This window comes from Streptomyces sp. NBC_00234 (assembly GCF_036195325.1).
Taxonomy (GTDB): Bacteria; Actinomycetota; Actinomycetes; order Streptomycetales; family Streptomycetaceae; genus Streptomyces.
This window is the reverse complement of record NZ_CP108101.1, coordinates 4,370,748-4,383,834: the sequence shown is the minus strand read 5'-3', so window position 1 is coordinate 4,383,834 and position 13,087 is coordinate 4,370,748. Positions and strand designations below refer to the sequence as shown.

The window sequence follows — 13,087 nt, the reverse complement described above, 5'->3', positions numbered from 1 at the left end:
CAATCGGTACGGTCCTCGCCAGCACTCAGGCAGCGATGGTGCTCCTGGTGACTCGCGCTGCCGCTGCCCCGTCGCCGACGCCGACGCCGTCGGCCAAGGACAACTGTGATCTCATCGTCGGCCCCGCCAGGGACTACTGCGAGAACGGCGACGACGCCGGCGGCTCCGCCCGCCGCGCCCCCACCACCACAGACGACGCCCTGGACCCCCTCTCCTCCCTCGCCCGCGGCTGCGCCGACGCCGCCTCCTGGATCGTCGGCAAGCTCAGCGAGGCCGTGAAGAGCACGGCGAACGTCGACTTCACCAACACCACGTTCCTCCAGCAGTACGCAGTCGTCTTCGCGGCCTCCACCGTCCTGACCCTCGTCCTGTGGCTGCTCGCCGTGGCCAAGCGCGCCATCCGCGGCGTACCGCTGACCACCGCGATCTCCGAAGCGGTCGGCTTCCTCTGGCTGACCGTCCTCGCCTCCGCCTTCACGCCGCTCATCCTCTACACGATCGTCTCCGCCACCGACGGAGTCACCGAGGTCATCTCCTCCGCGAGCGGCAGCCAGACGGACGTCTTCTTCGGATCGTTCGCCAAGGCCCTCGAAAAGGGCGAGGACATCGGCGGCGGACCGATCATGCTGATCGTCGTCTCGCTCGTGTCGATCCTCGCCGCCGGAGTCCTCTGGCTGGAGCTCGTGATCCGGGCCGCCCTGCTCTACGTCGGCGCACTCCTCGGAGTCGTCGTCTACGCCGGGCTCGTCGACAAGAACATGTGGGGCCACGTCCGCCGCTGGGCGGGCATCATGATCGCGGTGATCATGGTCAAGCCGGTCATCGTCATCGTGCTGGGCCTCGCCGGCGCACTCTCCCAGGACGAAGGCCCGGACGCCTTCTCCGCCGTCGTGTCCGGCCTCTCCATCATCCTGCTGGCGATCTTCGCCTCCGCCATGATCTACCGCTTCGTCCCCGGCTTCGGCGACGAGATCCAGGGCGCCCGTACCAACCGCAAGCAGGCCACCGACGGCTCCCAGGCCGCCGCCCTGATCAGTTCCCCCGCCGCCCTCGTCTCCCAGGGCATCAAGACCCACAGCGGCCGGAACGACCAGAACGGCGGAGGCGGAGGCGGCGGTGCCCGCTCCGCCAACCCGGCCAGCGGCGGAGTCGCCGCACACAGCTCCCGCGGCACCGGCGGCAGCGGCGCGTCCGGCGGATCCGCCGCGGCGCCCGCCCCCCGCAGCGGTTCCGGTCCCACCTCCGGAACCCCCCACAGCAGCCGCTCCGCACGGGGCGGCGGTTCAGGCAGCACAGGTAACAACAGCACAGGAGGTGGAGGGCGTTGACGACTCAGTCCCACACCATCGCGCCCCGCCGTACGTATCTCATCGGGCGCGCCCGGCCCAATGCCATCGTCGGCAAGAACCGCGAGACCGGCGAGATCGCCCTGATCATCGGCGGCGCGTTCCTCGGCATGATGAGCGGGCTCATCGTCCCCGTCCTGTCCCTGCGGATCGTGCTCCTCATGGGCTTCCCGTTGCTGGCCCTCGCCATCGTGTACGTCCCGTACAAGCACCGGACCTTCTACAAGTGGTTCGAGATCAACCGCAGCTTCAAGAGGTCCCTGCGCCGCGGCACCGCGTACCGTTCCACCGCCATGGAGGCCGGCGTCAGCGCCGACGGCCGTGAGGTCGAGATCGGCCCGCCCCCCGGCATCGGCCGGATCAGCTGGCTCGCGGCCCCCTTCGGCCCCGACGAGATCGCCGTACTCCTGCACGCCGACCGGCGTACGGTCACCGCCGCCATCGAGATCGAGGGCCCCGGCGTCGGCCTGCGCGACAGCGAGGACCAGGAGGCCCTGGTCGACCGGTTCGGCACCCTCCTCAAGCACGTGGCCAACGGCGACGGCTTCGTGACCCGGCTCCAGATGCTCGCCCGCACCCTGCCCGCCGACCCCGACGCCCACGCCAAGGACGTCGCCCAGCGCGGCGACAAGACGTCCCCCGGCTGGCTCCAGGAGTCCTACGACCAGCTCCAGTCGATGGTCTCCACCTCCAGCGAGCAGCACCGCGCCTACCTCGTCGCGTGCATGCACTACAGCCGCGAGCTGGCCGCCGAGGCCAACGCCATGGCCCGTGCGGCGCGCCCGCACGGCGGTCGCAAACTCGACCGCGACTCCGGTCTCGCCGTCGTCATGGCGCGCGAGCTCACCGACATCTGCGCCCGCCTCGCCGAAGCCGACATCCGGGTACGCCAGCCGCTCGGCCAGAGCCGCCTGGCCTCCCTCGTGCACTCCATGTACGACCCCGACCACCCCATCGACCACATCCAGGCCATGACGAAGCGCAACGCCTGGCCGGCCGAACTGGACGCCGTCGAGCCGACGTTCCTCCAGGCCAAGACGCGCGAGTCCACCACCCGCGCCCCCTGGTGCCACGCGACCGCCTGGGTGAAGGAATGGCCGATGACGCCCGTCGGCGTCAACTTCCTCGCCCCGCTGCTCGTGCACACCCCGGACGTCATCCGTACGGTCGCGGTCTGCATGGACCTCGAACCCACCGAGGTCGCCATCGAGCGCATGCTGACGGAGAAGACGAACGACGAGGCCGAAGCGAGCCGCCAGGCCAAGATGAACCGCACCGTCGACCCGCGCGACATCGCGGCCCACGGACGACTCGACCAGCGGGGTGAAGATCTGGCCAGCGGCGCGGCCGGAGTGAACCTGGTGGGGTACATCACCGTGTCGTCCCGTTCACCCGAGGCCCTCGCCCGCGACAAGCGGACGATCCGGGCCTCGGCCGGCAAGTCCTATCTGAAGCTGGAGTGGTGCGACCGCGAGCACCACCGCGCCTTCGTGAACACCCTGCCGTTCGCCACCGGCATCCGCCGCTGACCGAGACGCCCGACAAGAACCCGAGTTCCGCGAGACCGAGAGGGAGGTCATTCACGCCATGCGAGATCCGCTGTCCGCGTTGTCGGACGCCTTTACCGCCTTCCTCTTCGGGAAGGTCGAGACGACCCGGCTGCCCGTCCGTACGTCGACGGGCCAGGCCCAGGCCGTCTATCTGCCGACCGCCGCCCCCGGCCTCGGCGACTCCGGGGTGATCATCGGCCGCGAGGTCTACTCCGGCAAGGGCTACATCTACGACCCCTTCCAGCTGTACGGACAGCAGCTGCCCGCCCCGCACTGGCTGGTGCTCGGCGAGTCCGGCAACGGCAAGTCCGCGCTGGAGAAGACGTACGTGCTCCGCCAGCTCCGCTTCCGCGACCGCCAGGTCGTCGTCCTGGACGCCCAGGGCGAGGACGGGGTCGGCGAGTGGAACCTCATCGCCCAGGAGCTGGGCATAACCCCCATCCGGCTCGACCCGACCGCCGCCCTCAACGGCGGCATCCGGCTCAACCCGCTCGACCCGGCGATCACCACGACGGGCCAGCTCGCCCTGCTCCGGACGATCATCGAAGTCGCGATGGGCCACGGCCTCGACGAACGCTCCGGCTTCGCGCTGAAGGTCGCGCACGCGTTCGTGAACGAGACGATCACCGACCGGCAGCCGGTCCTCATGGACATCGTGGAGCAACTGCGCCACCCGAAGGCCGAGTCCGCCGAGGCGATGAACGTCGACATAGACGACGTACGGGCCTGGGGCCTGGATGTCGCCCTCGTCCTCGACCGCCTCGTCGACGGCGACCTGCGCGGCATGTTCGACGGTCCGACGACGGTCGGCATCGACCTCGACGCACCGCTGATCGTCTTCGACCTCTCGCACATCGACCGCAACTCGATCGCGATGCCGATCCTGATGGCGATCGTCGGCGTGTGGCTGGAACACACCTGGATCAGGCCCGACCGGAAGAAGCGCATCTTCCTGGTCGAGGAAGCCTGGCACATCATCAACTCCCCGTTCGTCGCCCAGCTCTTCCAGCGCCTGCTGAAGTTCGGCCGACGTCTCGGCCTGTCCTTCGTCGCCGTCGTCCACCACCTCAGTGACGTGGTCGACGGGGCCGCGGCCCGGGAAGCGGCGGCCATCCTCAAGATGGCCTCGACCCGCACGATCTACGCCCAGAAGGCCGACGAGGCGAGAGCGACCGGGAAGGTGATCGGCCTGCCCAGGTGGGCGGTCGAGATCATCCCGACCCTCACCCCGGGCATCGCGGTCTGGGACGTCAACGGCAACGTGCAGGTGGTCAAACACCTCATCACCGAGGCCGAACGCCCCCTCGTCTTCACGGACCGCGCGATGACCGAGGGCTCCGCGAACGACCTGCTCCCCGAGGACGTACGAGCCGCCGAGCTGGAGGCGGAGCAACGGGCGGCGCGGATGGAGCACCAACAGCGGATGAACGAGTCGTCCGAGTCCACGGTGGCCTGACATGGCGGGGAACGCGTCGAACAGAGAGGAACGCGGCACCGGCGGCCTCCCGGACGGGCTGCTGGTCGGCCTCCTGGCCCTCCTGTTCGGCCTCACGGTCCTGGGCTGGACCGCCACCGGACTCGCCGGCCTGTTCGCCCACGGCTCCTGGCCGCAGGGCGTCACGTTCACCCGGACGCCCCTGGCCCTGCGCGCACTGGCGACGGATCCGCAGAACCTCCCGGGCGCCTGGCCCGAAACCCCGGCGTCCGACCTCTCGGGCTACGGGCTGTTCTGGGGCCTGTTCATCGGCGAGCTGATGGTGCTCGTGGTGCTGACCGTGTTCGTCCTGGGGGCGGCGGCCCGCTGGCGCGTCGTACGGGCGACCCGCCGCGACGACCTGCACGACCGGACCGACGCCCGGGACATCCCCACCCGGACCCCGGTACGGGAGCAGCCGACACCGGTACGGGAACAGCCGGCCTCACACCCCACCCCGGCCCCCACGTTCATCGAAGCCGCCCCCGACCCGACCCCGGAACCCAGCGCTCCCACCACCCCTGCCGCCCCGGCCGCGCTCGTCCCCTCCCCCCGCGCCCCGCTCCTCCTTTACGGGCCCGCGGCCACCCGCCGCCCCACGGCCGTCCAGGCCATCCAGGACGCGGCGGGCCCCGTCCTCGTGGTGACCTCCGACCCCACGCTCTGGGCCGAGACGAAGGACGCCCGCGGCAAGCTCGGCCCGGTCCTCGTCTACGACCCCGGCCACCTCTGCGACACCCCGGCCCGCCTCCACTGGTCCCCCACGGCCGGCTGCGAGGAGCCCGACGTGGCCACCACCCGCGCCACCGCTCTCCTCGCCCCGGTCCGACCACAGGCACGCCTGGACGCGGCCACGGCGGACACCGCGGAAACGCTCCTCAAGTGCTGGCTGCACGCCGCCGCCGTCGACGGCCGCCCCTTCCGCCAGGTCCACCGCTGGGCCCTCGGCGGCAACGCCCACGAAGCCGTACGCCTCCTCCGTACGCACCCCAAGGCCGCCTCCGGAATCGCCGGCCTGCTGGAGTCCGCGCTCACCGCCTATCCCGAACGCCGCGAACTGGCCCAGGAACTGACGGTACGGGCCTTCACCGCACTGTCCTCGGTCCACATCCGCGAGGCGTGCACACCCAACCGGGCCGATTCGCTCGCACTGGAATCATTTACGGGTGAAGGGGGAACGCTCTATGTGGTCGGTGAACCCATCGAGGATCCCCGCACCCGCCCCGGTGCAATGCCCCTGCTCACTGCACTGTCCTCATACGTGGTCGAGCACGGCCGCCGCATGGCCGCACGGTCAACCGACGGTCGGCTCGACCCACCAATGACACTCGTCCTCGACGACGTCGCAGCCGTCGCTCCGCTCCCCCAGCTTCCGGAGCTGCTGTCGACCGGTCAGGACCAGGGCCTGCCCTCACTGGTCCTGCTCCGCTCACAGGAACAGGGCCGCGCCCGCTGGCGCAGTCCCCTTGAGGCCCCGAGCCCGCGCACCCGCTGACCGGACACACCCCCGACGGCCACGCGCGCCGGTTACGGCTCGGCCCGCTCGATCACGTACTCCAGTTCACGGGCCCCCGAGCCGTCCGGCACGGGCACGGTCTGCCCCGAGGGGACGAACCCGATCCTGCGGTAGGCAGCCGCAGCCCGCGGATTGCCCTCGTGCACATAGAGCCGCACGCGCTCGATGCGCGGCTCGGCCAGCGACCAGGACCAGTCGATCGCGGTACGGAACAGCTCGTCGGCCAGGCCGCTCCCGCGGTCCTGCGCGTGCACGAAGACCCCCACCACGTGCGTCTGGTCGACCTCGGCGGCTGCTCCGAACCGGGTGTCGCCGTCCGGCCGCTCCACCAGCACCGTCACGGTGCCCGCGAGCCCGCCGTCGGGCCGCTCGGCGATGAACTGCCGCACCACGACGCCCTCGGCCGCATCGGCCGTCCGCCCCACCCAGAACGAGTCGGGCTGGGCCGCCGCGTCCTCGTACGTCTCGAGGAAGGCAAAGGGCGCCATGGGGTCCTGAAGGGCAGCAAGGCGGAGTTCCCTCGCCGCCGGCCAGTCCTCGGCGCGTACTGCTCGAATCGCATAGTCCATTGGAAGATCCTGCACCGCACCCCTGATCAGCGCAAACAACATTTCCTGCGGACATGCGGCGGGCGCATCACCACGCGGACCCAGAACGCAGAAAAGCCCCGCACCTGAAGGTGCGGGGCTTTCCCGGAATAATTGTTCGGCGGCGTCCTACTCTCCCACAGGGTCCCCCCTGCAGTACCATCGGCGCTGAAAGGCTTAGCTTCCGGGTTCGGAATGTAACCGGGCGTTTCCCTAACGCAATGACCACCGAAACACTATGAAATTTGAACGCTGGCAAAAACACAGCTGTTCGTTATTTCAGAACTAACACAGTGGACGCGAGCAACTGAGGACAAGCCCTCGGCCTATTAGTACCAGTCAGCTCCACCCGTTACCGGGCTTCCACATCTGGCCTATCAACCCAGTCGTCTACTGGGAGCCTTAACCCCTCAAAGGGGGTGGGAATACTCATCTCGAAGCAGGCTTCCCGCTTAGATGCTTTCAGCGGTTATCCTTTCCGAACGTAGCCAACCAGCCATGCCCTTGGCAGGACAACTGGCACACCAGAGGTTCGTCCGTCCCGGTCCTCTCGTACTAGGGACAGCCCTTCTCAATATTCCTACGCGCACAGCGGATAGGGACCGAACTGTCTCACGACGTTCTAAACCCAGCTCGCGTACCGCTTTAATGGGCGAACAGCCCAACCCTTGGGACCGACTCCAGCCCCAGGATGCGACGAGCCGACATCGAGGTGCCAAACCATCCCGTCGATATGGACTCTTGGGGAAGATCAGCCTGTTATCCCCGGGGTACCTTTTATCCGTTGAGCGACAGCGCTTCCACAAGCCACTGCCGGATCACTAGTCCCGACTTTCGTCCCTGCTCGACCCGTCGGTCTCACAGTCAAGCTCCCTTGTGCACTTACACTCAACACCTGATTGCCAACCAGGCTGAGGGAACCTTTGGGCGCCTCCGTTACTCTTTAGGAGGCAACCGCCCCAGTTAAACTACCCATCAGACACTGTCCCTGATCCGGATCACGGACCCAGGTTAGACATCCAGCACGACCAGAGTGGTATTTCAACGACGACTCCACAACCACTGGCGTGGCCGCTTCAAAGTCTCCCACCTATCCTACACAAGCCGAACCGAACACCAATATCAAACTATAGTAAAGGTCCCGGGGTCTTTCCGTCCTGCTGCGCGAAACGAGCATCTTTACTCGTAGTGCAATTTCACCGGGCCTATGGTTGAGACAGTCGAGAAGTCGTTACGCCATTCGTGCAGGTCGGAACTTACCCGACAAGGAATTTCGCTACCTTAGGATGGTTATAGTTACCACCGCCGTTTACTGGCGCTTAAGTTCTCAGCTTCGCACACCCGAAAGTGCACTAACCGGTCCCCTTAACGTTCCAGCACCGGGCAGGCGTCAGTCCGTATACATCGCCTTACGGCTTCGCACGGACCTGTGTTTTTAGTAAACAGTCGCTTCTCGCTGGTCTCTGCGGCCACCCCCAGCTCACCGAGTAAATCGGATCACCAGTGATGGCCCCCCTTCTCCCGAAGTTACGGGGGCATTTTGCCGAGTTCCTTAACCATAGTTCACCCGAACGCCTCGGTATTCTCTACCTGACCACCTGAGTCGGTTTAGGGTACGGGCCGCCATGAAACTCGCTAGAGGCTTTTCTCGACAGCATAGGATCATCCACTTCACCACAATCGGCTCGGCATCAGGTCTCAGCCTTAATGTGTGACGGATTTGCCTATCACACGGCCTACACCCTTACCCCGGGAACTACCACCGCCCGGGTTGGACTACCTTCCTGCGTCACCCCATCGCTTACCTACTACAAGTCTGGTTCATCGGCTCCACCACTACCCTCAACTCCGAAGAGATCGGGCCGGCTTCACGGACTTAGCATCGCCTGATTCAGTACTGGGCGTTTCAAAGCGGGTACCGGAATATCAACCGGTTGTCCATCGACTACGCCTGTCGGCCTCGCCTTAGGTCCCGACTTACCCTGGGCAGATCAGCTTGACCCAGGAACCCTTAGTCAATCGGCGCACACGTTTCTCACGTGTGTATCGCTACTCATGCCTGCATTCTCACTCGTGAACCGTCCACAACTCGCTTCCGCGGCTGCTTCACCCGGCACACGACGCTCCCCTACCCATCCATACTCCCGTTGGGGATATGTGTATGAATGACACGACTTCGGCGGTACGCTTGAGCCCCGCTACATTGTCGGCGCGGAATCACTTGACCAGTGAGCTATTACGCACTCTTTCAAGGGTGGCTGCTTCTAAGCCAACCTCCTGGTTGTCTCTGCGACTCCACATCCTTTCCCACTTAGCGTACGCTTAGGGGCCTTAGTCGATGCTCTGGGCTGTTTCCCTCTCGACCATGGAGCTTATCCCCCACAGTCTCACTGCCGTGCTCTCACTTACCGGCATTCGGAGTTTGGCTAAGGTCAGTAACCCGGTAGGGCCCATCGCCTATCCAGTGCTCTACCTCCGGCAAGAAACACACGACGCTGCACCTAAATGCATTTCGGGGAGAACCAGCTATCACGGAGTTTGATTGGCCTTTCACCCCTAACCACAGGTCATCCCCCAGGTTTTCAACCCTGGTGGGTTCGGTCCTCCACGAAGTCTTACCTCCGCTTCAACCTGCCCATGGCTAGATCACTCCGCTTCGGGTCTAGAGCGTGCAACTCAATCGCCCTATTCGGACTCGCTTTCGCTACGGCTTCCCCACACGGGTTAACCTCGCTACACACCGCTAACTCGCAGGCTCATTCTTCAAAAGGCACGCAGTCACGACTGCTGTTCCGAAGAACAACAGCGACGCTCCCACGGCTTGTAGGCACACGGTTTCAGGTACTATTTCACTCCGCTCCCGCGGTACTTTTCACCATTCCCTCACGGTACTATCCGCTATCGGTCACCAGGGAATATTTAGGCTTAGCGGGTGGTCCCGCCAGATTCACACGGGATTTCTCGGGCCCCGTGCTACTTGGGTGTCTCTTAAACGAGCCGTTGATGTTTCAGCTACGGGGGTCTTACCCTCTACGCCGGACCTTTCGCATGTCCTTCGCCTACACCAACGGTTTCTGACTCGTCTCACAGTCGGCAGACTATGAAAAAGAGATCCCACAACCCCGCATGCGCAACCCCTGCCGGGTATCACACGCATACGGTTTGGCCTCATCCAGTTTCGCTCGCCACTACTCCCGGAATCACGGTTGTTTTCTCTTCCTGCGGGTACTGAGATGTTTCACTTCCCCGCGTTCCCTCCACACTGCCTATGTGTTCAGCAGTGGGTGACAGCCCATGACGACTGCCGGGTTTCCCCATTCGGAAACCCCCGGATCAAAGCTTGGTTGACAGCTCCCCGGGGACTATCGTGGCCTCCCACGTCCTTCATCGGTTCCTGGTGCCAAGGCATCCACCGTGCGCCCTTAAAAACTTGGCCACAGATGCTCGCGTCCACTGTGCAGTTCTCAAACAACGACCAGCCACCCATCACCCCACCCTTACAGGCGAGTTCACTGGGGCCGGCAGCAGAAGGCGACCTTACGGCCGTACCTTCAGATACCCAACAGCGTGCCCGACCCGACCGATCCATTTCTTCTTTCCACGCCGAAGCAGTACTCGAAGAAACAACCTGTCGTGCCGAATAGTCAACGTTCCACCCATGAGCAACCACCGTCGAACATTTGCCGACGAAATGGTCTCTGGATTCCCCGAAGAGAATCTAGATGCTCCTTAGAAAGGAGGTGATCCAGCCGCACCTTCCGGTACGGCTACCTTGTTACGACTTCGTCCCAATCGCCAGTCCCACCTTCGACAGCTCCCTCCCACAAGGGGTTGGGCCACCGGCTTCGGGTGTTACCGACTTTCGTGACGTGACGGGCGGTGTGTACAAGGCCCGGGAACGTATTCACCGCAGCAATGCTGATCTGCGATTACTAGCAACTCCGACTTCATGGGGTCGAGTTGCAGACCCCAATCCGAACTGAGACCGGCTTTTTGAGATTCGCTCCGCCTCGCGGCATCGCAGCTCATTGTACCGGCCATTGTAGCACGTGTGCAGCCCAAGACATAAGGGGCATGATGACTTGACGTCGTCCCCACCTTCCTCCGAGTTGACCCCGGCAGTCTCCTGTGAGTCCCCATCACCCCGAAGGGCATGCTGGCAACACAGAACAAGGGTTGCGCTCGTTGCGGGACTTAACCCAACATCTCACGACACGAGCTGACGACAGCCATGCACCACCTGTATACCGACCACAAGGGGGGCACCATCTCTGATGCTTTCCGGTATATGTCAAGCCTTGGTAAGGTTCTTCGCGTTGCGTCGAATTAAGCCACATGCTCCGCTGCTTGTGCGGGCCCCCGTCAATTCCTTTGAGTTTTAGCCTTGCGGCCGTACTCCCCAGGCGGGGAACTTAATGCGTTAGCTGCGGCACCGACGACGTGGAATGTCGCCAACACCTAGTTCCCAACGTTTACGGCGTGGACTACCAGGGTATCTAATCCTGTTCGCTCCCCACGCTTTCGCTCCTCAGCGTCAGTAATGGCCCAGAGATCCGCCTTCGCCACCGGTGTTCCTCCTGATATCTGCGCATTTCACCGCTACACCAGGAATTCCGATCTCCCCTACCACACTCTAGCTAGCCCGTATCGAATGCAGACTCGGGGTTAAGCCCCGAGCTTTCACATCCGACGTGACAAGCCGCCTACGAGCTCTTTACGCCCAATAATTCCGGACAACGCTCGCACCCTACGTATTACCGCGGCTGCTGGCACGTAGTTAGCCGGTGCTTCTTCTGCAGGTACCGTCACTTGCGCTTCTTCCCTGCTGAAAGAGGTTTACAACCCGAAGGCCGTCATCCCTCACGCGGCGTCGCTGCATCAGGCTTTCGCCCATTGTGCAATATTCCCCACTGCTGCCTCCCGTAGGAGTCTGGGCCGTGTCTCAGTCCCAGTGTGGCCGGTCGCCCTCTCAGGCCGGCTACCCGTCGTCGCCTTGGTAGGCCATTACCCCACCAACAAGCTGATAGGCCGCGGGCTCATCCTTCACCGCCGGAGCTTTTAACCCCCGCCCATGCAGGCAGGAGTGTTATCCGGTATTAGACCCCGTTTCCAGGGCTTGTCCCAGAGTGAAGGGCAGATTGCCCACGTGTTACTCACCCGTTCGCCACTAATCCACCCCGAAGGGCTTCATCGTTCGACTTGCATGTGTTAAGCACGCCGCCAGCGTTCGTCCTGAGCCAGGATCAAACTCTCCATGAATGTTTTCCCGTAATCGGGAGAGCACCATAAAAGAGCGGAACGACCGAGTCGGAATATGACCGATCGTTCACTGCGTCCTCGCTAGTGTTGCCTGCCCGGACCGTTAAGGCCGAACAGGACTTTTCAAAGGAACCACCAACCTGCCGAAGCAGGCCGGGGTATCAACATATTTGGCGTTGACTTTTGGCACGCTGTTGAGTTCTCAAGGAACGGACGCTTCCTTCGGTCCCGTTTCACCGGGGCCCTCCGGGCGCTTCCCTTCGTTCTTGCGTTTCCGACTCTATCAGACTCTTTCGTGTCCGATTCCCGGTCGAAGCGGGTTTCGCTTTCCAGTTCTTCGCTTTCGCGTTTCCCTTTCCGGCGAGTCCGACTCTATCAGATCCTTTCGGGCCTGACTCCCAGTCAGCGGGTTTTGTCTTTCCGGCTGTTGGGCCGTTCCGACGTCTCAAACTCTAGCGGATTCTCCCGGCGACTCATAATCGAGTCATCGAAATGAATTTCGGCATGCCGAAATTCTCCCCGGTGGGAGATCGTGCTGAGTTTGGTTGCCGCGTTCGCGGCGGGATCGGCTGTCGCAGAACCGTTCCGGCCCCGTGACAACTCGAAGAACCTTACGGATCGGGGAGGGGCGTGTCAACCCCTCCCGAGGGCGCCTCAGTCCAGGTCGGTGAGACGGCCGCCGGCGTCCGGCTGCGCGTGCTCCACGCGGCGCAGGAGGCGGATCAGCATGTCGCCCAGACCGCCGCGCTCCTCGTCGGAAAGGTCCTGGACCAGGTCTTCCTCGAAGGCGGTTGCCATGCGCATCGCCTCCAGCCACTTCGTACGACCCTCGTCGGTCAGTTCGACGATGACCCGCACCCGGTTGTTCTCGTCCCGGTCCCGGGTGACCAGACCCTCGCCCGCCATGCGGTCGATGCGGTGGGTCATCGCAGCCGGGGTGAGGCCGAGGCGCTTGGCGAGTTCGCCCGGGCCCAGTCGGTACGGAGCGCCGGCCAGGACGAGGGTCTTGAGGACCTCCCACTCGGCATTGCTGATGCCGAGGGCGGCGAGCTGTCTTCCGTACGCGACGTTCATCCGGCGATTGAGGCGGCCCAGGGCCGAGACGACCTGTTCGACCTGAGGGTCGAGGTCCCGGAATTCGCGCTGATAGGCCGCGATCTGCTCGTCGAGGCTCGGCTCCTGCGGGCCGGGCTCGGTGGTGTCAGACATGGCGGGCAGTATGGCACGCCCCACCTCACCCTCGAAGTCCTTCAAGGTGAATTGTTAACCCTCTAACTTTAGTGTTAAAGTCTTCGGGTCTGTGTAGTTCGATGTTGTCTGAAGTCTTCGAGATCTTGAGGTAGGTGAGCGTGACC

Annotated in this window: 6 protein-coding genes and 3 rRNA genes; 4 read left to right on the top strand and 5 right to left on the bottom strand. The window is 64.2% G+C overall.

Going from position 1 to position 13,087, the window contains the following annotated elements; translation table 11 throughout:
• Nucleotides 1–35: 35 nt before the first annotated feature.
• Genes OG230_RS19190 through OG230_RS19175 form a run of 4 tightly spaced genes read left to right on the top strand, consistent with a single transcriptional unit; the run spans nucleotide 36 to nucleotide 5,865 of the window.
• Nucleotides 36–1,328, top strand: a complete 1,293-nt coding sequence (locus tag OG230_RS19190) for a hypothetical protein (protein ID WP_443051596.1) — start codon at nucleotides 36–38, stop codon at nucleotides 1,326–1,328.
• Entirely contained in the window at nucleotides 1,325–2,875 is a 1,551-nt protein-coding gene (locus OG230_RS19185) for an SCO6880 family protein (protein ID WP_328904946.1), read from the top strand. The genes OG230_RS19190 and OG230_RS19185 overlap by 4 nt, the downstream gene beginning before the upstream one ends.
• Before the next feature lie 58 nt (nucleotides 2,876–2,933).
• Nucleotides 2,934–4,352 (top strand): ATP-binding protein, encoded by a 1,419-nt coding sequence (locus tag OG230_RS19180; protein WP_328904945.1) that lies wholly within the window; start codon nucleotides 2,934–2,936, stop codon nucleotides 4,350–4,352.
• Nucleotide 4,353: 1 nt separating this feature from the next.
• Nucleotides 4,354–5,865 (top strand): type IV secretory system conjugative DNA transfer family protein, encoded by a 1,512-nt coding sequence (locus OG230_RS19175; RefSeq protein ID WP_328904944.1) that lies wholly within the window; start codon nucleotides 4,354–4,356, stop codon nucleotides 5,863–5,865.
• Between the two features lie 32 nt (nucleotides 5,866–5,897).
• Here OG230_RS19175 and OG230_RS19170 read toward each other — a convergent pair whose 3' ends face one another.
• From OG230_RS19170 to OG230_RS19150, 5 genes are all read right to left on the bottom strand, one after another.
• Complete coding sequence (locus tag OG230_RS19170) at nucleotides 5,898–6,455, bottom strand: GNAT family N-acetyltransferase (RefSeq protein WP_328904943.1); 558 nt, start codon at nucleotides 6,453–6,455, stop codon at nucleotides 5,898–5,900.
• A gap of 134 nt (nucleotides 6,456–6,589) precedes the next feature.
• Nucleotides 6,590–6,706: ribosomal RNA gene (gene rrf, locus OG230_RS19165) — 5S ribosomal RNA — on the bottom strand.
• A 76-nt stretch (nucleotides 6,707–6,782) separates the two neighbouring features.
• Nucleotides 6,783–9,909, bottom strand: a 23S ribosomal RNA gene (locus OG230_RS19160).
• Between the two features lie 297 nt (nucleotides 9,910–10,206).
• Nucleotides 10,207–11,732: ribosomal RNA gene (locus OG230_RS19155) — 16S ribosomal RNA — on the bottom strand.
• The 16S, 23S and 5S rRNA genes sit together here, the layout of an rRNA operon.
• 654 nt (nucleotides 11,733–12,386) lie before the next feature.
• Nucleotides 12,387–12,941 carry a MarR family winged helix-turn-helix transcriptional regulator gene (locus OG230_RS19150; protein ID WP_328904942.1) on the bottom strand — a complete coding sequence of 185 codons (555 nt, stop codon included), beginning with the start codon at nucleotides 12,939–12,941 and terminating at the stop codon, nucleotides 12,387–12,389.
• Nucleotides 12,942–13,087: the final 146 nt, after the last annotated feature.

Bases quoted from the DNA above. Each gene is read 5' to 3' on its own strand.
- OG230_RS19170 (WP_328904943.1), bottom strand. From the start codon at position 6,455: ATGGACTATGCGATTCGAGCAGTACGCGCCGAGGACTGGCCGGCGGCG.
- OG230_RS19180 (WP_328904945.1), top strand. From the start codon at position 2,934: ATGCGAGATCCGCTGTCCGCGTTGTCGGACGCCTTTACCGCCTTCCTC.
- OG230_RS19150 (WP_328904942.1), bottom strand. From the start codon at position 12,941: ATGTCTGACACCACCGAGCCCGGCCCGCAGGAGCCGAGCCTCGACGAG.
- OG230_RS19175 (WP_328904944.1), top strand. From the start codon at position 4,354: ATGGCGGGGAACGCGTCGAACAGAGAGGAACGCGGCACCGGCGGCCTC.
- OG230_RS19190 (WP_443051596.1), top strand. From the start codon at position 36: ATGGTGCTCCTGGTGACTCGCGCTGCCGCTGCCCCGTCGCCGACGCCG.